23 protein-coding genes are annotated in these 25303 nt (G+C 67.1%); 15 read left to right on the top strand and 8 right to left on the bottom strand.

Features of this window, described 5'->3' with window-relative positions:
• Positions 1 to 200: 200 nt before the first annotated feature.
• Entirely contained in the window at positions 201 to 1190 is a 990-nt protein-coding gene (locus AC5WS7_RS13485; RefSeq protein WP_495955173.1) for an NAD(P)H-quinone oxidoreductase, read from the top strand.
• A gap of 167 nt (positions 1191 to 1357) precedes the next feature.
• Here the strand turns inward: AC5WS7_RS13485 and AC5WS7_RS13490 are convergent, their stop codons facing one another.
• Positions 1358 to 2560, bottom strand: coding sequence for a cysteine desulfurase-like protein (locus tag AC5WS7_RS13490; RefSeq protein ID WP_495954796.1), 1203 nt, complete (start codon positions 2558 to 2560; stop codon positions 1358 to 1360).
• A gap of 529 nt (positions 2561 to 3089) precedes the next feature.
• Here AC5WS7_RS13490 and AC5WS7_RS13495 point away from each other — a divergent pair.
• The 7 genes from AC5WS7_RS13495 (at position 3090) to AC5WS7_RS13525 (ending at position 9451) form a co-directional block, all read left to right on the top strand.
• Entirely contained in the window at positions 3090 to 3680 is a 591-nt protein-coding gene (locus AC5WS7_RS13495; protein WP_495954797.1) for a bacterial proteasome activator family protein, read from the top strand.
• Positions 3681 to 3713: 33 nt separating this feature from the next.
• On the top strand, positions 3714 to 4607 hold the full coding sequence (gene wzm / locus AC5WS7_RS13500; protein WP_495954798.1) for a galactan export ABC transporter permease subunit Wzm/RfbD: 894 nt from the start codon (positions 3714 to 3716) through the stop codon (positions 4605 to 4607).
• Between the two features lie 8 nt (positions 4608 to 4615).
• Positions 4616 to 5431, top strand: coding sequence for a galactan export ABC transporter ATP-binding subunit Wzt/RfbE (wzt, locus tag AC5WS7_RS13505; RefSeq protein ID WP_495954799.1), 816 nt, complete (start codon positions 4616 to 4618; stop codon positions 5429 to 5431).
• Positions 5428 to 6381, top strand: coding sequence for a galactofuranosyltransferase GlfT1 (glfT1, locus tag AC5WS7_RS13510; RefSeq protein WP_495954800.1), 954 nt, complete (start codon positions 5428 to 5430; stop codon positions 6379 to 6381). The genes wzt and glfT1 overlap by 4 nt, the downstream gene beginning before the upstream one ends.
• Before the next feature lie 26 nt (positions 6382 to 6407).
• A complete protein-coding gene (locus AC5WS7_RS13515) occupies positions 6408 to 7250 on the top strand; it encodes a hypothetical protein (protein WP_495954801.1) in 843 nt (280 codons plus the stop codon).
• Positions 7251 to 7902: 652 nt separating this feature from the next.
• Positions 7903 to 8751, top strand: coding sequence for an SDR family oxidoreductase (locus AC5WS7_RS13520; protein WP_495954802.1), 849 nt, complete (start codon positions 7903 to 7905; stop codon positions 8749 to 8751).
• 94 nt (positions 8752 to 8845) lie between these two features.
• Positions 8846 to 9451, top strand: coding sequence for a TetR/AcrR family transcriptional regulator (locus AC5WS7_RS13525; RefSeq protein ID WP_495954803.1), 606 nt, complete (start codon positions 8846 to 8848; stop codon positions 9449 to 9451).
• Positions 9452 to 9801: 350 nt separating this feature from the next.
• Here the strand turns inward: AC5WS7_RS13525 and AC5WS7_RS13530 are convergent, their stop codons facing one another.
• Together AC5WS7_RS13530 and AC5WS7_RS13535 are read right to left on the bottom strand one after the other, a co-directional pair.
• Positions 9802 to 11781: a glycosyltransferase gene (locus AC5WS7_RS13530; RefSeq protein ID WP_495954804.1), complete on the bottom strand. Its 1980-nt coding sequence runs from the start codon at positions 11779 to 11781 to the stop codon at positions 9802 to 9804.
• A 66-nt stretch (positions 11782 to 11847) separates the two neighbouring features.
• Complete coding sequence (locus AC5WS7_RS13535) at positions 11848 to 12357, bottom strand: GtrA family protein (RefSeq protein WP_495954805.1); 510 nt, start codon at positions 12355 to 12357, stop codon at positions 11848 to 11850.
• A gap of 446 nt (positions 12358 to 12803) precedes the next feature.
• Here AC5WS7_RS13535 and AC5WS7_RS13540 point away from each other — a divergent pair, with 446 nt between their 5' ends.
• Both AC5WS7_RS13540 and AC5WS7_RS13545 read left to right on the top strand, forming a co-directional pair.
• Positions 12804 to 13769, top strand: a complete 966-nt coding sequence (locus AC5WS7_RS13540) for a glycosyltransferase (RefSeq protein ID WP_495954806.1) — start codon at positions 12804 to 12806, stop codon at positions 13767 to 13769.
• Positions 13766 to 15331 (top strand): DUF2142 domain-containing protein, encoded by a 1566-nt coding sequence (locus tag AC5WS7_RS13545; protein WP_495954807.1) that lies wholly within the window; start codon positions 13766 to 13768, stop codon positions 15329 to 15331. The genes AC5WS7_RS13540 and AC5WS7_RS13545 overlap by 4 nt, the downstream gene beginning before the upstream one ends.
• Before the next feature lie 16 nt (positions 15332 to 15347).
• Here the strand turns inward: AC5WS7_RS13545 and rfbB are convergent, their stop codons facing one another.
• A complete protein-coding gene (rfbB, locus tag AC5WS7_RS13550; protein WP_495954808.1) occupies positions 15348 to 16349 on the bottom strand; it encodes a dTDP-glucose 4,6-dehydratase in 1002 nt (333 codons plus the stop codon).
• A 308-nt stretch (positions 16350 to 16657) separates the two neighbouring features.
• Here rfbB and AC5WS7_RS13555 point away from each other — a divergent pair, with 308 nt between their 5' ends.
• On the top strand, positions 16658 to 17365 hold the full coding sequence (locus AC5WS7_RS13555; RefSeq protein WP_495954809.1) for a DUF8020 domain-containing protein: 708 nt from the start codon (positions 16658 to 16660) through the stop codon (positions 17363 to 17365).
• Positions 17366 to 17473: 108 nt separating this feature from the next.
• On the opposite strand, the gene AC5WS7_RS13560 is transcribed toward AC5WS7_RS13555, so the two are convergent.
• Entirely contained in the window at positions 17474 to 18472 is a 999-nt protein-coding gene (locus tag AC5WS7_RS13560; RefSeq protein ID WP_495954810.1) for an alpha/beta hydrolase, read from the bottom strand.
• Positions 18473 to 18700: 228 nt separating this feature from the next.
• Between AC5WS7_RS13560 and rfbA the strand changes: the two genes are divergently transcribed.
• Together rfbA and AC5WS7_RS13570 are read left to right on the top strand one after the other, a co-directional pair.
• Positions 18701 to 19600 carry a glucose-1-phosphate thymidylyltransferase RfbA gene (rfbA, locus tag AC5WS7_RS13565; RefSeq protein WP_495954811.1) on the top strand — a complete coding sequence of 300 codons (900 nt, stop codon included), beginning with the start codon at positions 18701 to 18703 and terminating at the stop codon, positions 19598 to 19600.
• Position 19601: 1 nt separating this feature from the next.
• Positions 19602 to 20159, top strand: a complete 558-nt coding sequence (locus AC5WS7_RS13570; protein WP_495954812.1) for a dTDP-4-dehydrorhamnose 3,5-epimerase family protein — start codon at positions 19602 to 19604, stop codon at positions 20157 to 20159.
• A gap of 305 nt (positions 20160 to 20464) precedes the next feature.
• Here the strand turns inward: AC5WS7_RS13570 and AC5WS7_RS13575 are convergent, their stop codons facing one another.
• On the bottom strand, positions 20465 to 21940 hold the full coding sequence (locus tag AC5WS7_RS13575) for an MFS transporter (RefSeq protein WP_495954813.1): 1476 nt from the start codon (positions 21938 to 21940) through the stop codon (positions 20465 to 20467).
• Positions 21941 to 22026: 86 nt separating this feature from the next.
• Between AC5WS7_RS13575 and AC5WS7_RS13580 the strand changes: the two genes are divergently transcribed.
• A complete protein-coding gene (locus AC5WS7_RS13580; RefSeq protein WP_495954814.1) occupies positions 22027 to 22428 on the top strand; it encodes a MarR family winged helix-turn-helix transcriptional regulator in 402 nt (133 codons plus the stop codon).
• A gap of 388 nt (positions 22429 to 22816) precedes the next feature.
• Here AC5WS7_RS13580 and AC5WS7_RS13585 read toward each other — a convergent pair whose 3' ends face one another.
• Together AC5WS7_RS13585 and AC5WS7_RS13590 are read right to left on the bottom strand one after the other, a co-directional pair.
• Positions 22817 to 23695: a helix-turn-helix domain-containing protein gene (locus AC5WS7_RS13585; protein ID WP_495954815.1), complete on the bottom strand. Its 879-nt coding sequence runs from the start codon at positions 23693 to 23695 to the stop codon at positions 22817 to 22819.
• Between the two features lie 182 nt (positions 23696 to 23877).
• Complete coding sequence (locus AC5WS7_RS13590; RefSeq protein ID WP_495954816.1) at positions 23878 to 24432, bottom strand: DUF4282 domain-containing protein; 555 nt, start codon at positions 24430 to 24432, stop codon at positions 23878 to 23880.
• A gap of 362 nt (positions 24433 to 24794) precedes the next feature.
• Between AC5WS7_RS13590 and AC5WS7_RS13595 the strand changes: the two genes are divergently transcribed.
• Complete coding sequence (locus AC5WS7_RS13595; RefSeq protein WP_495954817.1) at positions 24795 to 25280, top strand: hypothetical protein; 486 nt, start codon at positions 24795 to 24797, stop codon at positions 25278 to 25280.
• The last annotated feature ends 23 nt before the right edge of the window (positions 25281 to 25303 follow it).

Here is a 25303-nt window from a genome sequence, read left to right on the forward strand (position 1 = left end):
GCTAGCCTGCCGTGCCGGACCGCGAACCGGGTATCCCATATCGCGGCCGGTCCGGCCCCTTATCGCGGCCGGTCCCGCGCAAGCCCCCTGAACCTCGCCATGCGGACAACCTGCGCGTCCGCGCGAATGCGGCTCGCGGTGCCACGCCCGGACAGGGCCCGGGACCGCATCGCAGGCGCGTGGAGTCCACAATGAGCGTCATGTATGCGATCGAGCTGGACGGCTTCGGCGGGCCCGAGGTGATGCGGTGGGCGCAGAGTCCCGACCTGCCCGGTCCAGGTGCCGGAGAGGTGCTGGTCGAGGTCACCGCGGCGGGGGTGAACCGGGCGGATGTGTTGCAGCGGCAGGGGTTCTATCCGCCGCCGCCGGGGGCCAGCGAAACGCTCGGGCTGGAATGTTCGGGAGTGATCGCGCGAGTCGGGGACGGCGTGCGGGATTGGCACCCCGGCGATCGGGTGTGCGCGCTGCTGTCCGGGGGCGGGTACGCCGAACAGGTGGTGGTTCCGGCGACGCAGCTGCTGCCGGTGCCGGACGGGATGGATCTCGCTGTGGCAGCGGCACTTCCGGAGGTCGCGGCGACCGTCTGGTCGAATCTGGTCATGCGGGCCGGACTGCACGCCGGACAACTGCTGCTGATCCACGGCGGCGGCAGCGGGATCGGGACGCACGCCATCCAGGTGGCGGTCAGCCGGGGCGCGCGGGTCGCGGTGACGGCCGGATCGCAGGGAAAGCTGGATCGCTGCAAGGAATTCGGCGCGAGCATCCTGATCAATTATCGCGAGGAGGATTTCGTCGCCACCCTCGCCGAATCCGGCGGCGCGGACATCATTCTCGACAATATGGGCGCGGCGTATCTGGGCCGCAACATCGAGGCGCTCGCCGAGGACGGCCAGCTGTGCGTCATCGGCATGCAGGGCGGGGTCAAGGGCGAGATGAACCTGTCCACGCTGCTGGGTAAACGCGGCACCGTGCACGCCACCAACCTGCGCAGACGCCCGGCCACCGGACGCTCCAGCAAGGCCGAGATCGTCACCGAACTACACCGCCACCTGTGGCCGCTGATCGCCCAGGGCACCGTCGTCCCGGTCGTGCACGCCGAACTTCCCGTCACCGAGGCCGCCGCCGCCCACGAGCTGTTGGACTCCTCGGAAACCGTCGGCAAGGTGCTGCTGCGAATCCGCGAGAACTGACACGAGCGCCACGAACCTCGCTCCGGGCCACCGCGACAACCGATTTCGCAACGACATGGGCAACTCGCCGGGAACGCCCGGAAACTCGGTCACGCCCCTACCGACGGTCCGAAGCGAAAATCTCGCGGCACCCGCGACACGCTGAAGTCATGGAGAGGCGGGGAGTATCAGTCCAGCGAGGTGAGTGCCCGGCCCAGCTGATCGATCTCGAATTTCGTTGTGTAAGGCGCCAATCCGATGGTCACCGCGCCGCCCTCGTCGTTCACGCCCAGCGCGTCCAGCAGACGACTCCCGCCGTGCGCGCCGGACAGCGTGCCGATCCGCAGATCGGCGAGTTTCGCGGACACCTTCTCGGCCTGCAGTCCGGAGATGGTGAAACTCACCGTCGGGATGCGGGTGGAGGCCCGGCCGATGACGGTCAGGTTCGGGATGCGGTCGAGCACCTCCATCAGGTGCTCGAACAGGTGGTCGTGATAGTCCTGCAGCGAGGTGATCGATATCTCGAGCCGCTCCCGCCGGGAGCCGGTCGCCTGCTCGTCCAGACCGGCCAGATAGTCGATCGAGGTGGTGAGCCCGGCCAGCAGCGCGTACTGGTGCCCGCCGACCTCGAGCCGCTCGGCGCCCTTGGCGTACGGGTTCAGCGACATCGACGGAATCCGGTCCAGGAAGGCCGGATCGCGGAAAACCAGCGCACCGATCTGCGGGCCGCCCCACGCCGGGGCCGACAGGGCGACCACGTCGGCGTTGAGATCGTCGATATCGATCAGCGCATAGGGTGCGGCGCCGAAGCAGTCGGCGACCAGCAGCCCGCCGACGTCGTGCACGCGATCGGCGGCCACCCGCACCGACGGGGCCGAACCGACGATCGGCGAGGCGGCCGTGAGCGCGACCAGACGCGCGGTCGGCCCGATCAGCTCCTCGAACTGCCAGGCCGGCATCTCACAGGTCTCGATCTCGACCTCGGCCCAGCGCACGTGCGCGCCATACCGATTCGCGATCCGCAGCCACGGCGCGACATTCGCCTCGTCGTCCAGGCGGGAGAGCACGATCCCGGTGCCCAGGCCGAGCCGGGAGCTCAGCGATTCGGCCAGCCAGGCCAGCAGGACCGCCCGGTCCGGACCGAGCACGACGCCCGCCGGATCACCGCCGACCAGGTCCGCCACGGCCTCGCGGGCCGCGTCCAGGATGGCGCCGCTACGCCGGGCGGCGGCGTGGCGGTTGGTGTGCGAAAAGGCCGACGTGCGGAAACCCGTTGAGACGGCACGCGATACCGAATCCGGAACAAGCATGCCCGCCTGCGGGTCGAGATGGATCCACCCGTCGCCCAGGGACGGTATGAGGCCCCGAACCCGTGCGACGTCGTAAGTCATGCAGGCCACTCTAAGCGCAGGGGGCAAGTCGGCGTAACCGTGTTCACGGCAAACGACCGCTCGCGCACCGACGAGGGCAGGACGGTGGAACCCGCATCGAGCGGGCTACCGGGTGGGAGATCACGCAACATGGGTAACCGACTTTCAGCAAACCGAGCACCACACACGATGCGGAAACGACCGCAACAGAATACTGTGTCTGATTTGCCTCCGCTTCGCTCCGGCGTGTTCGCGGCAACCGAAGTCGCACCGCTCGGCCCCGTGCCGGGCACTCGTTCCTCGCACCCGCAACGCGTCCGACCGGCGAGACGGGCCGCGAACCTCGGAGTTGGCGGAGTCCTGGGTAATGAGGCCGGGTGGGCGAAGTCATGTCGTGGGCCGTCGCCGTCGCTGCGGCGGGGTTCGTGACGTCGGCAACTCACCGCCGGGCCTGCGGCGAAGACTCATTCCCCGCGTCCGACCGGCGGGACAGGCCGCGGACCGGATACCCGCTTAGCGCATCCGGCTCGAAGCGGACATGATGGAGGCCATGACGCACTCGGACGGAGAATCGGATTCCATCGTGGTGATCGGACCCGACGGCCAGCCGCTGGTCGTGCCCGCCAGTTCCCGGGGTGTATCGCCGCTCACCGGCCAGGTGGTCGGCGAGGGCGCTACCGGGGCCGGCGACGAGGAGGGCAAGGAGGAGTCGCTGGCCGATATGGTCGAGCAGCCCGCCAAGGTCATGCGGATCGGCACGATGATCAAACAGCTGCTGGAAGAAGTGCGGCACGCCCCGCTCGACGACGCCAGCCGCAGCCGGCTGCGCGAGATCCACAAAACTTCCATCCGCGAACTGGAACAGGGCCTCGCGCCGGAGCTGCGCGAGGAGCTCGAGCGGCTGGCGCTGCCGTTCGGCGAGGACACCATCCCCTCCGACGCCGAATTGCGGATCGCCCAGGCCCAGCTGGTCGGCTGGCTGGAGGGTTTGTTCCATGGCATCCAGACCGCGCTGTTCGCCCAGCAGATGGCCGCCCGCGCGCAGCTCGAACAGATGCGTCACGCGCTCCCGCCCGGAATGCACGCTCCGCGCGAGGGCGGTCAGCAGGGGTCCTCGGGAGTCAGTGGCCAGTACCTGTAGAGCGGCACCCGTCTTCCGCTACAGTCGAGCACTGTGCCTGCAGCTGCTCCTGCCGAGTCGGCGGTCGCCGAACAGAGCCCGGCCGACGTCTCGGTAGCCATAGTGTCCGATTCCCAATCGTTCCGGCGTGCGTTCAAGGATCTGCGCGACGGCTTCGCCCAACGTGAGCTATGGCTGTCGCTCGGCTGGCAGGACATCAAGCAGCGCTATCGGCGATCGGTCCTGGGCCCGTTCTGGATCACCATCGCGACCGCGGTGCAGGCGGGGGCGATGGCGGTGCTCTATTCGACCCTGCTGGGCCAGGACCTCCGGGCATATGTGGCCTATGTGACGGTCGGCCTGATCACCTGGAACATCATCTCGAACAGCATTCTCGAGGGTTCGGAGATCTTCATCGCCAACGAGGGGTTGATCAAACAACTCCCGTCGGCGCTGAGCGTGCACGTCTACCGGCTGGTGTGGCGGCAACTGCTGTTCTTCGCGCACAACCTGATCATCTACGTGATCCTCATTCCGGTCGCGGGCCTGTGGCACCACCTGCATTGGAGTGTGCTGCTGGCGATTCCGGCGATCGGGTTGATCTTCCTCAACGCGATGTGGGTGACGCTGGTGTTCGGCATCTTCGCCACCCGCTACCGGGATATCGCCCCGATCTTGAGCAGCATGACGCTGATGCTGTTCGTGCTGACGCCGGTGATGTGGAATACCAAATCGCTCACCGACCACGCCGGCGCCATCGGCGAACGCGCCCGGCTGATCGAGATCATCCCCACCTACCACTATCTGGAGATCGTGCGTGCCCCGCTGCTGGGTGAGCCGTCGAGCCTGCTGAGCTGGGTTGTGGTGCTGGGCATCACCGTGGTGGGCTGGGCAGTGGCGATCCTGGCCATGAAGCAGTTCCGTTCTCGCGTCCCGTACTGGGTGTAAAGGGCCATATGACCGAGCGAGTGAGCATCGAAACCCATGACGCATGGGTGGAATTCCCGATCTTCGACGCCAAGTCGCGATCGCTGAAGAAGGCGTTCCTGGGTAAGGCGGGCGGCGCGATCGGGCGCAATCAATCCGACGTGGTGGTGGTCGAGGCGCTGCGCGAGATCAGCCTGTCCTTCTCCGAGGGCGATCGCGTCGGACTCGTCGGGCACAATGGCGCGGGCAAATCGACTCTGCTGCGGTTGCTTTCGGGAATCTACGAACCCACCCGCGGCAGCGCGCAGGTGCGCGGGCGGGTCGCGCCGGTGTTCGATCTCGGCGTCGGCATGGACCCGGAGATCTCGGGATACGAGAACATCATCATTCGCGGACTGTTCCTCGGGCAGACCCGCAAGCAGATGCTGGCGAAGGTCGACGAGATCGCCGAATTCACCGAACTCGGCGAATACCTGAGCATGCCGCTGCGCACCTATTCGACCGGTATGCGGGTGCGCCTGGCGATGGGCGTGGTGACCTCCATCGACCCGGAGATTCTGCTGCTGGACGAGGGTATCGGCGCGGTCGACGCGGAGTTCCTGAAGAAGGCGCGCAACCGGCTGCGCGATCTGGTGGCCCGCTCGGGCATCCTGGTGTTCTGCAGCCATTCCAACGAATTCCTCGCCCAGCTCTGCGATTCCGCGATCTGGATCGATCACGGCACCGTGCGGATGCGCGGCGGCATCGAGGAAGTGGTGCGGGCCTACGAGGGCCCGGAGGCCGGTGACCATGTCGCCCAGATACAGCGCGAACTCGCACGGGAACTGGAGCACAATCGTTCATGAGTGATCAGGTCCCGGGTGAGGGCGTACAGCTGTCCGGCCCCGGCCCGAAGTCCCGGATCGTCGCGGTGGTCGTCACGCACAAGCGTCGCGAACTGCTCGCCGAATCGTTGCAGGTGCTCACCGCGCAGACGCGTCCGATCGATCACCTGATCGTCGTGGACAACGCCAACGAACCCGAGGTCGGCGAGCTGGTGCGCGAGCAGCGGGTGGAGTCGACCTATCTGGGTTCGGAGCACAACCTCGGCGGCGCGGGCGGTTTCGCGCTGGGCATGCTGCACGCGCTGACGCTCGGCGCGGACTGGGTGTGGCTGGCCGATGACGACGGCCGTCCCGAGGGACCCGAGGTGCTGGCCACGCTCGCGGACTGCGCGACGAAACACGGTCTGGCCGAGGTGTCGCCGGTGGTCTGCGATATCGACGATCCGGATCAGCTCGCCTTCCCGTTGCGCCGCGGTGTGGTGTGGCGGCGCCGGCGTTCGGAGCTGTACACCTCCGCGGACGGCGACGAGGATCTGCTGCCGGGTATCGCCTCGCTGTTCAACGGCGCGCTGATCTCCGCTCGCGCGGTGGATGTGATCGGCGTGCCGGATCTGCGCCTGTTCGTGCGCGGTGACGAGGTGGAGGTGCATCGGCGGCTGGTTCGATCGGGCCTGCCGTTCGGGACGTGTCTGCGCACTGCCTATCTGCATCCGAACGGGTCCGCGGAGTTCAAGCCGATTCTCGGCGGCCGCATGCACACCCAGTACCCGGACGATCCGGTGAAGCGGTACTTCACCTACCGCAATCGCGGGTACCTCATGGCCCAGCCCGGCATGCGAAAACTGTTGCCGCAGGAGTGGGCCCGGTTCTCCTGGTTCTTCCTGGTACAGCAGAAAGATCCGGCGGGTCTGCGAGAATGGTTGCGCCTGCGGCGGCTCGGGCGGCGCGAGCAATTCCACAAACCCGGATAGACCAGTACTTTTTTGGAGGCATGGGCGTGAGCAACCCCTTCGGCGGACAACCACCCTACGGGCAGCCCTGGCAGCCGAACAGCCCACAGCCGAGTCCCGATGCGCCGCAGTCGCCCAACGGACACAGCGCCCAGGGCACACCGCAGCCGCAGACCGGTCCGGAGCAAGCCGCGGTGCCGCAGCCGGGTTACCCACAGCCGCAAGGTAATTCGGTGCCAGGGTATCCGCAGGCCGGCTATCAGCAACCCGGTTATCCACAGCCGCAGAACGTTTCGTCGCCGGGGATCCCGCAGGCCGGTTATCCGCAGCCGGGAGTTCCGCAACCGGGGTATCCGCAGCAGGGCGTGCCCCAGCCGGGGTACGGTGCGCCGAATCCTGGTGCGCCACAGCAGTTCGGCGGTCCGGCGAATCCCTACGGCGGTCAGCCCGCCCCCTACCCGCAACCGAATTATGGTGTACCACAGGGCGATTTCTTCCAGCCGCAGCCCGGTCCGCCCGGCATCGTGGTGGAGGCGTCGTACTTCCCGCTGCAGGCCCTGCTCGCGCTGAGCAGCCCGCGGATCCTGCTGAGTGGGCAGGAGGTGCCCGGAGCCCGTTGGGGCACAACGCATATTCCGGTCGGCGCGGGTCAGTACCACGTACAGGTCAAGACCAAGTGGATCTGGGATTTCGGCCCGGGTGACGCGGTCGTGCCCGTCGCCGACGGGCAGAGTACCAAGGTCTACTACCGCTCACCGGTGATGTGGATGCTCGGGGGCGCGATCGGCCCGGTACCGCAGAAGACGCCCGGCGTCACGGCCATGTACGTCATCTGGGGTGTCGTGGCGCTTCTGATCCTGCTCGAAATCTTCGTCGGCCTGGCCGCGTAGGAGCCACCGCTAAATTCCGTTGCGGTCCGCGTAATGGGCTGCGACAGTAGGTATCACAGTTCAGCAGCCATCGAAGCGCGGGAGGTGAGATACGTGAAGGCGAATATCCGGCCGGGGAGGACCGGACTGCGAGGTGGTGAGGCGACCCCTGTCGTCGCACCCATCTCCCTCCACCTCGCGTTGCGCTGAGTCCCGCGCGGCGACCGGACCGCCCTACCGGTCCGGTCGCCCGCGATCCCACTCACCGTCGACGCGTCCCCCTGTCCGCACGGCTGAATACGGCCGTTTTCGCTGGGTATGCACGGCTGTTCGATACCGGCTGGGTCCCGGCCCGCGCGATCCCCACCGATGATCCGGAAGGGATGCGAACGCACACGAGATATCGCGACACCCACCGGGCTCTCGCGTGCGCGCTGCCGCGGGCGGATACCAACATCGGCGGCCTGTGCACCGGTGAACTTGCGCTCCGCCATCCGATTTCGCCATACCCCGTCCGGTGATCCGGCCGATCTCGCGCACTGTGACATTATATGCAACTGATTGCATAGCGGCCGACTGTGGCTTAGGGTGCGTTTCAGGTCGATCCGGACACCGGCGGCGGCTCATTCGAGATCATCGAATGGGAGCGACGCCGAGAAGATTGGAGACAGGCATGACGAACGCAGCGAAGCCGCTATCGGGCAAAACCATGATCATGTCCGGCGGCAGCCGGGGCATCGGACTCGAGATCGCCAAGCGCGCCGCCGCCGACGGGGCCAACATCACCCTGATCGCCAAGACCGATCAGCCGCATCCCAAGCTGCCCGGCACCATCCACACCGCCGCCGCGGAACTCGAGGAGGCGGGCGGCGCAGTACACAAATTCGTCGGCGATGTGCGCGACGACGAGGGCGTTGCCCGCGCGGTGCAGGAGACCGTGGAACGGTTCGGCGGGATCGACATCGTGGTGAACAACGCCTCGGCGATCGATCTCGCACCCACCGAACAGCTGGCGATGAAGAAGTACGACCTGATGCAGGACATCAACTGCCGTGGCAGTTTCCTGCTGTCCAAACTGAGCATTCCGGCGCTGCGGGCGTCGGCCGAGGCCGATCGCAACCCGCATATCCTGACCCTCTCGCCGCCGCTGAACCTGGACCCGAAATGGGCCGGCGCCTCGCTCGGCTACACCATCGCCAAGTACGGAATGTCGCTCACCACACTGGGTTTGGCCGAGGAACTGCGCAAGTACGGCATCGGGGTGAACTCACTGTGGCCGCGCACCACCATCGCCACCGCCGCGGTCCGCAATCTGCTCGGCGGCGACGAGATGGTCTCCACCTCGCGCACGCCCGATATCTACGCCGACGCCGCCTACCTGGTGCTGACCTCGCCGGGCAAGAGCGCCACCGGCAACTTCTACATCGATGACGAGGTGCTCGCCGAACACGGCATCACCGATCTGGACAAATATCGGGTGACCCCGGGCGACGGGCCGCTCACCACCGACCTGTTCCTCTGATCCGGTCCGCGCCCGGACCCGGTGCGAGGTCCGGGCCGGACTAGTCTGGGGTGCCGTCAGCGATGGACTTCCCGACCGAGGAATGCACTGGTAGATGGCGCCGCCCCGCAAGCACGACACCGACGCGATCCTGGATGCCGCCCGCGGCCTGGTGCTGCGGGACGGTCCACGCGCGGCCAGCGTCGCCGCGATCGCGGCGGCCAGTGGTGCGCCCGTCGGCACGCTCTACCACCGGTTCGGCAACCGCAACGGCGTGTTGGTCGCGACCTGGATTCGGGCCCTGGAACGCTTCCAGGCCCGCGCCCTGGCCGCGGCCGAACATCCCGACCCGCTCCAGGCCGCGGTCGGAATGGCCGTATCCACAATAGATTTCGCCCGGGCGCTGCCGGAGGACGCGAGACTCCTGCTGCAACTACGCCCCCGCGACCTGCTCGACGGCGAACCGGAATCCGATCTGCGCCACCGCCTCGAGCAGATGAACGCCCCGCTGTTCGCCCACATCCAGCGCCTCGCCCGAGACCTGTTCCACAGCACCAGCCCCCGCGACCTGGACCGGGTGGCCAACGCCGTGGTCGACCTCCCGGGCGCCACCCTCCGCCGTCACGCGCGCCAAGGGGAATTGCCCCCGTGGCTCGAAGCCGAAGTCGCCGAGGCTGCGCGAATCTTGTTGACCGCCAACCGGTCCCGCGACGACAACTGACCTCACGACGACAAGTTCCCGCCGTCCCGAGGAATTTCGGACCTCGGCCCGAATTCCACGTCTACGGGTGATGCGTACCGAATGTGCGGCCGTAGCCGCCCGCACACGCGATCACACGCAAAAGACAAGGCCGCCCTGGAACACAGCGCCCTGTGCGGTTACGCACACAGACCAGACGCACGGAGCAGAGCACCCGATTCCCCGAGCAACTCACACTCCGAGGCCCGCCGCGGGCCCGGACCGGCCGAAACGCCGGGAGCGAAGCGGGGAGCCGAGGCGGGATAGCGCCGGAGTCGACAGGACCCGGCCCTGTCGCCGCGAAGCGGGGAGCCGAGGCGATAGCGCCGGAATCACAGCTCGTACAACCGCTCCCAGTTCTCCCGGCTGGTGAGTTCGGGCATGGCCGTGCGGTACTGCCGGCTCAGGGCCGGGAGTTCGCGGCGGAGGCGGCGCAGGACGCGGATGGTTCGCAGCAGCAGGGCGCGGGCCTTGGCCTTGTCCCGCTTGCGGATTCGCACACCGGACTGGGAAGCGTCGGTGACCATGACGTGGTCGAACAGGGCCACGTGCCACCAGTGCGCGTCCTCGCGGGTGACGGCCTTGAGGCCCGGCTGGGTGCGGCCGGTCCACTGCTGGATCGCACGCTTGATCAGTACCAGCAGGGGGCGGCTGGGATCGCCGACGTCGCGGCGCACCTGGATGTCGGCGGACCGGACCGGAGCGGTCGCGGCCGGATGTTTGACCGTCTCCTCGTACTCCGAGCGAGTGCCGCGCGCGGCGGCGAGGGCGGCGATGCCACCGTCCCGCAACACCTTCGGGCCCTTCAGGAAGTCTTCGATGCCCTGCAACGTGGTGTGCACCAGGCCGTACTGCATCGCGACGAGATGTTCGGCCAGAGTCCGGAACAGCTGGCGGGTAACCGCTTTGGGATCCAGGTCGGTGTGCATCGACCCGACGATGAGCGAGTTGCGCATGCTGAAATAGCGCGCCCAGTCGTCGTAGTCCTTCCAGTAGAAGTCCGCGTGCCACACCGCGGCGTTCGGCAGCGTCACCGTCACGAAACCCGCCTCGCGGGCCCGGATGCCGTATTCCACGTCGTCCCACTGGAAGAAGATCGGCACCGGGAGCCCGATCCGGTCCACCACCTCGGCCGGGATCAGGCAGGTCCACCAGGCGTTGTAGCCGGCATCGACGCGACGTTCCTGGTTGCGCTTGAGCATGCTGGTGTTGCGCAACGCCTTGGGCACCTTCTGCCCGTGCTCGAGTTCGTTCAGATGTACCTCCTCGGCGCCGACGTTGAGGTAGTCGGGGTTGAGCAGGAACAGCATCTGCGCGCCGACCAGCGTCGGCTCCACCGTCAGATTGGCGAAAGCTTGAAGTCGCACAACGGTTTCCGGCTCGCAGAGGATGTCGTCGTCCATCAGGATGATGTCGGCGTGCTCGGAATCGGCGAAACTGCCCGGCGCGGACGCCTCGTACAGACCGCGCGTGAAACCGCCCGCGCCACCGAGATTGGGCTGGCGGATGTAGTGCAGCTTCTCGCCGAACCGCGGCGCGGTCTCCTGGTACAGCGGCCGGTTCTCCACCAGATCGGTGCCCTGATCCACCACGTACACCGCGGTCAGCGCCGACAGCACCACCGGGTCCGAGGCCAGCGCCGCGACGGTGTGCGCGCAATCCTCGGCACGGTTGAACGTGCAGATCGCGATGGCCAGCGGGCGCACGCGTTCGGGCGCGGGCGCACTCCAGACCAGTTCGCTGATGCCGAGTTCGCCACCGACAGCGTCGAATTCGAGCCACAGCGCACCGCCGTCGACGTACTGGTCCAGCGGTGCGCGCAGCACCACTCTGTGTTGAATTCCGCCTGATCGGAGGCCCTGCGTGGTTACGCGCGCTGCCTCCTTCGGGCCTTGACCGTTCAGGCGGGCATCGCTCGACACGTCGGCGGAGTCGATGATGCGCCGGTGTCCGGCGATATCGGAGGCCGCCAGGCGGATGTGCGCCCGATCGGCCACCTCGAGGGTCATCGCGACCTCGACCTCGGTCACGGTCGTCCAACGCTGCCAGTAGCTGGCGGCGAACCGGCCGAAATACGTGTTGGTGTGCGCGCTCGCACCCTTGTCCAGCCGTAACGACAGCCGCTCGCGCCGTGACTTGCCTTTGACCACCGCATACAGTTCGTCGCTGATCTTGGGCGCGGGGCCGGTGAACACGCCGCGCGCCAGCACCAGCCGGTCCGGCGCGAGGTTCTCCGCGGCCCGCACCCCCGGTGTGGGGGCGACGGAGCGCCGGTCGTTCTCGGTCACGGCCTGACCAGCCGACTGTTCCATACTGGATTTCCCTCTGTGTTTCGTATGATCGGTGATTCCTGTGCGGCGGCAATCATTATCGCCGACTCACGCCCGCGTGTCGGGGCGGGTCGCCGACGCGCCGGTGAACACGAATTTGTCGTATGCCCAATAGCGGAAAACAACGGCCACGATCTGACCGATGAGGGTGCCCGAGATGTTGTCCGACAGCGGCGTCGACAGATGCAGCACATATCGGGAAAACCCCAGGCAGCCGAGTTGCAACGCGATGGCGATCAGATTGAACACCGTGTAGAGCAGATATTCGCGCGCCGCGCTGCCGCCCTTCTTGTGCGCGAAGGTCCACCATTTGTTGCCGAAATAGGTGACCACCGTCGCGACCGCGATCGCGATGATCTTCGCGATCAGCGGCGAGCGGTACAGCAGGCCGTGACCGCCCCAGAAGACCAGCAGGTTGTAGGTGCCCGCGTCGACCAGGAACCCGATCGCGCCGACCACCAGAAATGCTCCGCCGGTCCGCAATGCGGTGATCAACCTGCCGAGCAGGGCAGCACCGGATCTCCCGGTTTCCTCGGCCACTATCTCATTCCGGGACACGCTGCAATCTTCACCTCCGCGCCGTTCCGAGGTGTTCGCGGCCCCCGAATCCCGCCGTTGAGCCGGTTCCCCGCGGTCATGTCCGACGCCCGGCACGCACCGGGTCGGCGAGACGGGCGCGAGGCGTATGCGGGCTTCCGCACGGGCGTGTTGTCGATCAGGCCAGTCCCCGCAACTCACCCCGTGCCGGGCACCCGCCCCGCCTCCGGCCCACCGCGACCGGCGTCGGGGTGGCCCGGGAACGGATCCGGGCATGCGGGATCGTGACGCGCCGCGAACTTTCAGCGTTCCGCGAATCGCCCTCGGGTCGGGCGGTACCCGGCGCGAAGACCGGACGTGCGGCACAGCTCGTATACAGGGTTCGCGAACAGGTGCTCGTGGGAGCCCTGTAGCCTCCCGGTGTTCGTAATTTCGTCGGCCGATCAAAATACCGAGGGATTGACGGGGTGGACCCCACCGAATTTCGCATCGCCGCTGTGGTGCCGTGTCATAACGAGGAGGCCGCGGTCGCCAAGGTCGTCAGCGACCTCAAGGCCGCCGTGCCGGATATCGTCGTCTACGTCTACGACAATCTGAGCACCGACGCCACCGCCGAACGGGCCCGCGAAGCGGGTGCGATCGTGCGCACCGAGACGACCAAGGGCAAGGGCAACGTGGTCCGGCGTGCCTTCGCCGACATCGAGGCCGACATCTATCTGATGATCGACGGCGACGATACCTACGACGCCGCCGCCGCGCCCCGGATGATCGAGGCCCTGCTGTCCGGGCCCTACGACCATGTACTCGGTGTGCGCCGCGAGGACGCGGGCGCCTCGGCCTACCGCACCGGTCACGAAACGGGCAACAAGGTTCTCAACGGCGTTGTCGGCAAGGTGTTCGGCGATAACGTCGAGGACATGCTCTCGGGCTATCGGGTGTTCTCGCGCCGGTTCGTCAAGAGTTTCCCGGCGGTCTCGCGCGAATTCGAGATCGAAACCGAGCTCACGGTGCATTCGCTGCACCTGCGGGTTCCGCAGACTCAGGTACCGGTCGGTTTCCGCGATCGCCCCGCGGGCAGTGAGAGCAAACTGCGCACCTACCACGACGGATTCAAGATCCTGGCGCTGATCATCGGCCTGGCCCGGCACGAGCGTCCGGTCGCCTTCTACGGCCTGTTCGGCACGCTGGCCTGGCTGATCTCGATCATCCTGACCGTGCCGATCATCGTGCAGTTCTACCAGATCCACTCGGTGCCCCGGTTCCCCACGTTGTTCCTGGCCTTCACGCTGTTGCTGCTGGGCAGTCTGGCCTGGACCGCGGGGCTGATCCTGGACGGCATCCGCCGTTCCCGCCACGAGGCCGCCAGGCTGATGTATCTGCGGTATTCGGCGGTGGGCGCCGCGGTGCCCGAACCTGCCAGGCAGGCGAGATGACCACGCAGGCCGAACCCGAAGCGGACCGATCGCCCGCCGACGACGCCGGGCAGCGGACCGACAGCAAGTCCGAAAGCGCTGGGGCCCAGGCGAATTCCCGCAGCGCGAGCCGGACCGGCGCCGCGCTGTGCTGGGTACAGCGCCACCTGGGCCTCGGCGCGCTCGCCTTCGTCCTGGTCGCGGGGCTCTTCGGCGCGGTGTTCACCGTGCTCACGCCGCCGTTCTGGGGACACGACGAACTCACCCAGTTCGGCCGGTCCTATCAGGTCGCACACGGCGGTTTCGGACCGCAGCGGATCGCGGACTCGCGCGGGGTCGCCTACGGCGGGCAGATTCCGGTGAGCATCGACGCGATGATGAACTACGCGTTCCGGGACTACAACCGCAAACCGCCCGAGCCGGCACCGCTGTCGGCCGGTCGCGCGCAGTACGACCGGCTCGGCGACGCGCCGGTCTCCTCGGCGACCAAGCAGATGTGGTTCACCAACACCGCCGCCTACTCCCCGGTTCCATACGTGCCCGCGGCCGTGGGGCTGCGCATCGCGCAGGCGACGGGACTGAACGTCGGGCAGACGGTGCTGCTGACCAGGCTCGCCGGACTGCTCGCCTATCTGGTGCTGGTCGCCTTCGGGCTGCGCGCGTTGCGCGGATATCGGGTGCAGTGGCTGGCGTTCACCGTGTCGGTGCTGCCGATCGCACTGTTCCAGGCCGGTACGGTCACCGCCGACACCATCACCAACGCACTGGCCGTTCTGGTCTCCTGTCTGTTGGTCAAGGGCCTGTTCCTGAACGCGCGCCTGTCTCGCGGCGAGGTCGCGGCCGCACTGTTCGCCACGGTCGCGCTACCGCTGAGCAAACCGACCTATGTCCTGCTGGCGATGCTGGTCGCGCTGATTCCCGCGCGGCAGTACGGATTCGGCCGCGCCCTGCGCTGGATCCCGTGGTGCTTCGCGGTTCTCGGGGCCGCGCTGTTCGCGGTGTGGATGAAGATCGCCGCGCCGACCGGCGACGGGATGGGCCTGATGCGCCCTCCCGCGCAATGGTATTCGGTGCGGCCGGGTGATCAGCTGCAGTTCATCCTGGAACATCCGTGGCGGTTCACGCAGATCTTCGTCCACAGCATCTGGCTCCGCGATCAGCACTGGTTCACCCAGTTCTTCGGTGAACTCGGCTTCGCCTATGTCGAGGTGCCGGCGCTGTCGGTCCTGGCCTGCCTGCTGGCTTTCGCGGTGAGCACCGGGATCGCCGAGCGGATGTCCGCGGCGCGGCTGCGCACCGCGATCGTCGCGCTGGTGATCCTGGCGAGCGTCGCGATGATCTACGTGACGCTGTACATGTCCTTCTCACCGGTCGGGTTCTACCTCGTCGACGGGGTGCAGGGGCGTTACTTCGTCCCGTTGGCCATCGTCGGCCTCGCGGTGCTGTTGCGCTGGGTCCCGTTGCGGCTCACCGACTCCGGCGGTCGCACACCGGCGCGCGGCCCGGCCGTGCTGATCGTCGTGGCGACGGTCGTGGCGCTGGTGGCCGCGGTCCTGAAGTACCGCTTCATGGTCTGGGGCTGAGCGACCCGGGGAGCGGTTACAGAACCCGCTCCCCCGCTTGCGCATACGCGGTTTCGACGGCGGCTTTGCCCGGCCGCCACCAGTTTTCGTGCTCGCGGTACCACTCGATGGTTGCCGCCAGGCCGGCACGGAAGTCGCCGTATCGCGGTGTCCAGCCGAGTTCGGTGCGCAACAGGCTCGCATCGATGGCATAGCGTCGGTCGTGTCCGGGCCGATCGGTGACGTGGTCGAAATCGTCCGGATCGCGGCCGAATTCGGTCAGGATCAGCCGCACCACGGATTTGTTGTCGAGTTCGCCGTTCGCACCGATCAGATAGGTTTGCCCGATCCGGCCGGACTCCAGAATCATCCAGACCGCCCGGTTGTGGTCCTCGACGTGAATCCAGTCCCGGATCTGATTGCCCTCGCCGTACAGCCGCGGTCGCACACCGTCGATGAGATTGGTGATCTGCCGCGGAATGAACTTCTCCACGTGCTGATACGGACCGTAATTATTGCTGCAGTTGGAGATCGTCGCGCGCACCCCGAATGAACGCACCCAGGCGCGCACCAGCATGTCGCTCGAGGCCTTGGAGGCCGAATAGGGACTGGACGGATTGTAGGGAGTGTTCTCGGTGAATGCCGGAGCCTGCGCGTCCAGGTCGCCGTAAACCTCGTCGGTGGAGATGTGGTGATACCGCACGTCGTGCCGCCGCACCGCCTCGAGCAGGGTATATGTGCCCACGATATTGGTCTGCACGAACGGCCACGGCCGGGCCAGCGAGTTGTCGTTGTGCGATTCCGCCGCGAAGTGCACGACCGCGTCCGCGCCGCCCACCAGCCGGTCGACCAATTCCGCGTCGGCGATATCCCCGCGCACGAACTCGATTCGATCCGCGATCGAATCCAGTGACGCCCGGTTACCGGCATAGGTCAGCGCGTCGAGTACCACGACGCGGATATCCGGCCGCTCGGCGACGGTGTGCTGGACGAAGTTCGCGCCGATGAATCCGGCGCCGCCGGTAATGAGCAATCGCACGATCACCGATGATATCCGCCGAGTGGACACCCCTAGGGTGCGCCGTGTCAATACCCTATTCAGGTCGCGTTTCCAGCACTGGATACCTTCATTTGATGTGATGTTCGTCACTGTAAGTACCGGCCAGCGGTCCGATAGCTTGCCGAAAACCCCACGCGCGCTGCGTTTTTCCGACATCGCACAAACCGCCAGTACCGCTCGGTGAACAGAATTTGAATTAACGGTCACAGCAGATTCACCGGGCGTTAGCTGACCTGGATTTCGATTCCCTGGTCCCCCCGATTCGAAACCACCGAGGTTCCACGAACATGTTGATGAGGAAATTCGCCGCGACGTCGGCTCTGGTGATCGCCGCGCTCGGCATCACCGCCGGCACCGTGAACGCGGCCCCGGCCACCGCCGCCAACGGCGCGGTCGACTACAAGGCCACCACCACCAAGACCGCGACCATCATCAAGACCGATGCCGGCTCGATGGACGTCGAGAACGGCGTCTTCAAGATCAAGGCCGCCAACGGCACCGTGCTGGCCGGAACGCCGCTGAAGTTCCGGGTGGACGACTTCGAGTTCCCGATCGCCGCGAACATCGCCGACCACACCGCGACGCTGACCCCGCAGTTCGACATGCAGCACGCGGTCTACAAGCCGGTCGACCTGCCGTACCAGAACACCGCGCCCTGGAAGACCCCGTACGACCGTGAGCAGGCCGCCTTCAACCGCATGAAGGACACCATCTCCACCGGCGCCACCATCGGCACCCTGGTCGGTGGCCTGGGCGGCGGCGCGGTCGGTTGCGTGCTCGGCGGCATCGCGGGTGCGACCGTCGCGGCCGCGGCCATCGTCGGCCTGTTCGGTGCGTTCATCCCGGCCGCCGCGATCGGCTGCCTCGGCGGCATCATCGCCGTCGGCGCGCTGGGCACCCTCGCGGGCCAGCTGCTGGTGACCGCCCCGGTCGCGATCGCGGCCGCGGCGCAGTACTTCACCACGATCAACGCGCCGTTCACCCCGGCCAAGTAATACCGCACGAACGCCACAGCGCCCCCGCACCGATCGCCGGTGCGGGGGTGCTCTCTCATTCGGGCCTTGCGGCCGCTTCGATCGAGTCGTGCTGCGGCACACGAACTCTCATGCCGTGCGCGCGGGGGTTTCCGGCTCGATCCGGGCCCGCACGAAACGCGCCACCCGGCCCAGAACCGACCGGCTCTCGGGCATGTTCGGCAGGATGCTCATGAACGCGTGCACCTGGCCGCGCCACAACTCCAGCGAGTTCGGCACCCCGGCCGCGGTCAGCCGCTCGGCCATCAATTCGCAGTCGTAGCGCAGCAATTCGTCCTCCCCGACGATCAGCAGCGCCGGAGGAAGACTCGCCAGCGCGCCGTTGACCGGTGAGAGCGCCGGATCCAGCAGGCCCCCGACCTTCGCACCGTGTTCGACCACCTGCTCGAGACCGCACAGCGGGATGTAGGCGTCGCGGCCGACGTTCATGTAATCCTTCTTTGCCGCGCAGTCCAGGTCCAGCAGCGGGGACAGGCCGACCAACCCGGCCGGGGACGGCAGACCGGCCTCGATCGCGCGCATCGCGGTCACGAAACTCAAATATCCACCGGCCGAGTCGCCCGCGAAGACGATCCGGGCGGGATCGACCCCGTGCCGCATCAGCCAGCGGTACGCGGTCAGGCAGTCCTGCACCGATTCCGCGATGGTTATGCCCGGCAGTTGGCGGTATTCGACGTTGACCACCGCGAGGCCGGTGCGCCGGGCGATCGCCGCCGCGATCGGGCGATGCGTGTCCAGGCCGCACAGGAAGAACCCGCCGCCGTGCATGTACATCACCGCGCCGTCGCGCAATGCCTTGCGGGCTCCGGCGGGACGCAGGATCTCCATGCGGAAACCGTTGAGCCACACCTGTTCTCGTTCCACACCGGTGGGCCCGGGGCGAAGGGCGGAGAGGCCGTCGACGAGCATCCGCGCCGCCGGCATGGTCAACGGCGTGACCGGATAGTGCCGCGCGAAAGGGCCGACGAAACTCCGGCAAGCGAGTAGCAACATTCGGGAGGTCAGACTGCTCCCGTCTGGATTCGCCACGACACCCGATCCGGATTCGCGCACTCCAAGGGTCGTCATCACGCACCACCTCACTCCGGACGCGCCGCGTCACCGGCAACCGGAGCTCCGGCGGCGAGTTGTCGGCGCTGACATCTCACACAGTGTCGATTCAGAAGACCACGTGGAAGTGATCTACACAATATGAATCGGCCGGATCGAGGCCCGTATAACCTTCCGTGACGATTTCGCCGCCTAGTCGGAACCTCATCGAGCCCTATCCCGCCGAAGCTGGCAGACTCGTGTGACATGCGCGGAATCATCTTGGCCGGTGGCACCGGAACACGGCTGCACCCGATCACGCGCGGGGTGAGCAAACAACTGGTCCCGGTCTACGACAAGCCGATGGTCTACTACCCGCTCTCCACCCTCATGCTGGCCGGTATCCGGGACATCCTGATCATCACCACACCCGAGGACGCCCTGTCCTTCACCCGGCTGCTGGGCGACGGATCGCAGTTCGGCATCGCGATCAGCTACGTCGTGCAGCCGAAACCGGACGGGCTGGCGCGGGCGTTCGTCCTCGGCGCGGATCACATCGGCAACGAACCGGCCGCCCTCGTGCTGGGCGACAACATCTTTCACGGGCCGGGACTGGGCACGCGACTGCGGCGGTTCCGCCGGATCAGCGGCGGTGCGATCTTCGCCTACCCGGTGTCCGATCCGACCGCCTACGGAGTGGTCGAATTCGCCGACGGCCGTGCGATTTCCATCGAGGAGAAGCCCGCGAAGCCGCGGTCGAGCTACGCGGTCCCGGGGCTGTACTTCTACGACAACGACGTCGTGGAGATCGCCCGCGCGCTACGTCCCTCGGCACGTGGCGAATACGAGATCAGCGATATCAACCGAACCTATCTGGAGCAGGACCGGCTCCGGGTGGACGTGCTGGCCCGCGGCACCGCCTGGCTCGACACCGGAACCTTCGATTCGCTGCTGGACGCGGCCAACTACGTCCGCACCATCGAGGAACGCCAGGGCCTGAAAATCGGTGCGCCCGAAGAGGTCGCCTGGCGGATGGGCTATATCGACGACGAACAGCTCGCGCGGTTGGCCGAACCGCTGACCCGCTCGGGCTACGGCGAGTATTTGTTCGGCCTGCTCGCACGCGGGCGCGAGACGAATACGCCGGAATACGAACAGGATTGGTGAGATGCAGATTCGTGAGTTGTCCGTACCCGGCGCCTGGGAGTTCACGCCCCGGCTGCACGGCGACGATCGCGGGCTCTTCCTCGAGTCGTTCAAGGCCTCGGAGTTCGAGAAGGCGGTCGGGCGGCCGTTCGATCTGCGGCAGGTCAACACCTCGGTGTCCGCGGCCGGGGTGCTGCGCGGTATCCACTACACCGAAACCCCGCCCGGCCAGGCGAAATACGTGACCTGTGCGCACGGCGCCTTCCTGGACGTCGTGGTGGACCTGCGTCCGGACTCGCCCACCTTCGGCACCTGGGACACCGTACTGATCGACGATGTGGACCGCCGGTCGGTCTTTCTGTCCGACGGCCTGGGCCACGCCCTGCTGTCCCTCGCCGACGGCTCCACCGCCACGTACCTCTGCTCGCTCGAGTACTCTCCCGAATTCGACCGCGACATAGACGCTTTCGACCCCGACCTCGCCATCGACTGGCCGACTACCGGCCGCGACGGCCGGCCCCTGACCTACGTCCGCTCCCCGAAGGACGCCGCGGCGCCCGCACTGCGCACGCTGTTGTAATTGGCCTCCGCTTCGCTACGGCGTGTTCGCGGCCCTCGAAGTCTCGCCCGCTCGGCCCCGTTTCGGCACTCGTTCCTCGCACCCGCCACGCGTCCGAGCGGCGAGACGGGCCGCGAACCTCGGGGTCGGCATTATCGAGGGTGAACGTCCCGGGTGTTCTCCGGCGTGCGTCTCGACCGCATGGCCGCGAGCCCGGTCGGTGCGACGGGCCGCAAACCTCGGAGCGGCCTCGTAATCGGTACGCGAACAAGCCCTCGGTGGACGAATCGTATTCGTCCACCGAGAGCTTCGTCCGATCATGTGATTCAGGCGGCGGCGAGTTCCTCCTGCTTCGGCTCATCGTCCAGGCCGACGACGGGTTCGGCGGCCCGGCGGGTGGGCAGGAAGTGGGTCAGTGCCACGAGTGCGCCGATCATCGCCACCACGCCGACGAAGATCAGGCCCGGACGGTAGCCGCTCAGGACGGCCGCGGGCGAGGCGTCGGTGTGGGCTCCCGAGGCGATGATCGCGGTGTTGATCGCGAGGACGATCGCCGCGCCGACCTGCATCGACGTCTGCAGCACTCCGGCGGCCAGGCCCTGTTCGTCATCATCGATACCGGCGGTGGCCTGGATGTTGATCGACGGGAAGCCGATCCAGCCGATGCCGACCAGCAGGACCGCGGGCAGGATGACCGTCAGGTAGGACGGGTGCGTGTTCACCCGCAGGAACAGCAGGTAGCCGATGCTCATCGCGATCATGGCCGCCGCGATGATCGGGCCGGTGCCGAACCGGTCGACCAACTTGTCGGAGAACACCGAGGACAGCGCGACCAGCAGACCCACCGGCAGCAGCGCCATGGCCAGTTGCAGCGGCGACCAGTGCAGCGTGTCCTGTAGGTACAGCGTCACGATGAACTGCCAACTGAAGTACGACCCGGCCAGTGCGACGATGACCAGACTGGCCCGCACCAGCGTCGCGCGGCGGAGGATGCCGAGCCGGATCAGCGGATGCCGCACCCGCTTCTCCACCGCCACGAAGCCGATGAACAACGCCGCCACCGCGGCGAACGAACCGATCGTGCGGGCCGACGCCCATCCGGCCTGCGGCGCGGAAACCACGGTGTAGACCAGAAGCAGCATGGCCGCGGTGGACAACAGCGCGCCCAGCAGATCGTGTCCGCCCTCCTCTGCCCGGCGGTCGCGGGGCACCAGGACGGCCGCGGCGATCAACGCGGCCAGCGCGATCGGCACCGGGAGCAGGAACGTCCAACGCCAGCCCAGACCGGTCATCAGGCCGCCGAACACCAGGCCCATCGAGTATCCGCCCGCACCGAACACGGTGTAGATGGACAGCGCCCGGTTGCGGGCCGGCCCCTCGGCGAAGTTGGTGGTGATGATGGACAGGCCGGTCGGCGCGGTGAACGCCGCGGCCAGACCCTTGATGAACCGGGTCGCGATCAGCAGTGCGGCCGAGCTGACCAGCCCGCCCGCGAGCGAGGCCAGCGCGAACACGCCCAGCGCGAGCAGGAAGACGCGGCGCCGGCCGAGCAGATCGGCGGTGCGCCCGCCGAGCAGCAGCAATCCGCCGTAACCCAGCACATAGCCGCTGACCAGCCATTGCAGGGTCGAGGTGCCCAGATGCAGATCTTTACCGATGGACGGCAGGGCGACACCGATCATCGAAACGTCGAGTCCGTCGAGGAACAACACGATGCACAGCGTGATCAACATGCCCCAGAGGCGTGCTGACCACCGGGTATCGGCAGCGGAGCCCGCCGAGAACGTTGCCGTGGAAGTCATGACACGGAACATTACTTGCGTGTGCATTAAATGTGCAAGCATTTAATGCGTTTGCATTGTTCGGTCCGGGCCACTAGGATGGCGGCATGACGAAGGCGTCGACAGCGTCAGCGCCGCGAGCGGCAGCACCCACCGCGTTGGTGGGGCAGTGGCGTGAGCTCCTGGACAAACACGCGGCCGTGTCCTGCGCCCTGGAGAAGGAATTGCAGCACCGGCACCGCATCGGCCTGAGCGAATTCGAAACGCTGGACCGGCTGGTCGACGCCGCCTGTGAGACATACCGGATGAGCGATCTGGCCGCCGACATCTACCTCAGTCAGAGCGCCCTGTCCCGCGCCGTAGCCCGGCTCGAGCGCGATGGCCTGGTCAGCCGCAGCATGTGCAGCGACGACCGCCGCGCCATCTTCGTCTGCCTCACCGACAAGGGCCGCGCCGTCCACGCCGCCTCCGCCCGCACCCACCGCGAAATCCTGTCCCAACTCCTCTAGGCTCCCCGCCTCCCTTGCGCAGCGGGTTGGCGGTTGGGAGGCGATTACCTCCTGGGCGTACCCGGGAGTTACCCACGTCCGTACGAGATCAGTTGTTACGCTTCCTCACCTCTCCGTGACTTCAGCGGGTCGTTGAGTGCGCTGGGACTTGCGCGTCGGGCGGGCGGCTGGGAGCTGATTACCTTCCGGACGTCAGCTGGGAGCCAGCCGTGTCCGTGCGAAAACCGTTGTTACTCAGCCTCTCCGCGACTTCGGGTGGCAGTTGAGCGTCTGGAGCATCGGGCGTCGGGCCGATGGTCGCGAGTTGATGCGTTTCGGCTGCAACCCGGGGAGTTTGCCCGTGTTCTGGCGGGATCGGATGTTGTTGTGACGCAATCGAGACGGGGAATCACGTGTTCAGGCCCGCGCGGGCCTGTTCGAGGGGGGCGCGGGCATCGATGGTCGCGGCGCGGATGCTCTCGAAAGCCTGGCGGTAGCGGGTGATTTCGTTTTCTTTGTCGAAATAGGCTGTGCCGGTGTAGTTCTGGACGAATACTACCGGGGGTTCGGCGAGTTCGCCTGTGGCGTCGTCGAATTCGAGTAGGGCGAAGCTGCCCGAGTCCATGCCCTCGTGGTAGCCGGAATCGGTTGGGACGACGCGGATCTCGATATTGGGTAATTCGCACAGCCGGCGCAGGTGGTCGAGCTGGGCGGCCATCACCCCGGCGCTGCCGATCCGGTGCCACAGCAACGCCTCGGTGATCATCGCTTCCAGCCGAAGCGGCTTGGAGCCGCGGGTGAGTACCGCCTGGCGGGCGATGCGCACCGCCACCCGTCGATCGACCTCGACGGACGAGATGTCCGGGCGCGCGCCGGTCAGCACCGCGCGGGCGTAGTCCGGAGTCTGCAACAGGCCGGGGACCAGTTCGTTCTCGTAGGTGGACAGGCGAGTGGCGGCCTCCTCGAGACCCAGGTACACCTCGAAACCCTCGGCGATCACATCGCTGTACTCGGTCCACCAGCCCCGCGCCTTGGTCTCGCGGGCCAGCGCGATCAGCGGTTCGGCCGCCTCCCCGGAAGCGCCGTAGACCTTGCACATGGCCTCGACGTCCAAGCCGCGCAACGAGGTCTGCCCGGTTTCGATCCGCCAGATCTTGGCCTCGGACCATTCCAGCCGCTGCGCGGCCACCCGCGTGGTCATCCGGGCCCGGTTGCGCAGATCACGCAGGCGTCGGCCCAGCTGGCGGCGGGGCATCGTCGAACCGGTGATCCCGTGCGGTAGGCCCATGTACTTCCCCCTGCGTCCGTGCGCCGATCGTACTCGCCATCGCGGCACACCGAACGGCAAAACCCTTATGCGATACCGGATTCGGCTTGCCGGACCCGAGTTCGGATTGTCGCACAACAAAACGATCTCCCGATATGGGGTGTGGCGCATTCACGCCAACCTCACAGATGCGCCAACCAGGGTTATTTTCGCGGCGGACGCTTCCGGAACCGCCAGAACTGCACCGCGCGCACATCCTCGGACAGCTGGTTGACCGGTTCGGCCACATCGGACAGCGCCTGGAACAGGTCGTCCGCCAGCTGAGTGATGTGCTCGACGCGGCCGGCCAGGCGCGCGGCGTTCACCAGGAACTCCAGCGCCAGCCGAACCACGGCGGCGATCGTCAGGCCCAGCGGCACCGCGACCACCACCAGGAACGCGATCCCCAGCGGCAGCGACACCCGCCACAGCAATACGGTCAGCACGATCGGCACCGCGAGCGCGAAGGCCAGGCCCAGTATGTAGGCCAGCGGCAGCAGGGTGCGGGTCGCGGGCCGGGCGAACTGCACGTCGAGCAGGGCTCGCGCGGCCGACGCACACCATTCGCGGAACGCCCCCGGACTCCGGAAGGGCTCCGCACGCGGTTCCTCGCCGGTACTCCGCGAGCGCAGCGGCAGGCGTTGGGCCACGGATTCACGCCAGGCGAGGTACTCCTCGTCCGCCTCCACGCTCACAGGTTCGCCGGTGTCGTCGGTCATATCCGTGATCCTCTACCCGCCCGCGGCCTGCGGCAATGCGACCGCTCCCAGCCGACGTTAAGAATTCCGTTGGGAATCTGCCAGTCCCAACGGATTTGATTCACAGGTAGCACCTCGGGGATTCACAGGCAGCAGCGAGAAGGTAGGAGCCATGACAGCCGAAGGCGACACCGTCCGGGTGATAGCCGTTACAAATCAGACCGCCCGACTTGTGATGAATTCTACGGCTGCCGAAAAAGTTTCGAGGACATGTAACACCGCGGATGCCGCATCCCGATATGACTCGTGACCAGCTAGTGACAGCAGCAAGACCCAACAGCATCGAAGCAGGACCCAGATCTTTACGGGGAATGGAGAAGACAGTGCGTACGACGTTTCCGACTTCCGTCAAGGCGGCCACGCTGGCCGCTAGCGCGCAGGACTACATCCAGCGCGGCTGGACGGTCGCCGAAACGGCCAACGGCATCTGCCTGATCACCGATGAGGATGTATCGGGCATCGAGGTCATCGGCGAACTCGCCGCTGCCGTGCGCCGGTTCTTGCGAGCGAACGACCTGACGGGCCCGGTCATCGAGATCCCGGGCGCCGAGCGCCGCGAGATCCACCTCGTCACCGGCGTTGCCAAGGCCGCCATGGCGATAGAGGCGCTGCGCAAGGCGGGCGCGATCGTCCACACCGACGGCGCGGGCATCCCGCTGCCGCCGACCCAGCTCTCGACCGGCGACGCCTGCTGGGGCGTCGCCCCGAGCGAGGCCCGCTGGATCCCGCCGGTGGTCGCGCTGGGCGCGGCCGTCCGCTCGGCCCTCGCCGGGCGGCGCAAGCCGCAGCTGGCCCGCATCGCCAGCTGATCCAGCGCTGAAGTTTCAACAAC

Source organism: Nocardia sp. PLKS1-43 (assembly GCF_059510335.1).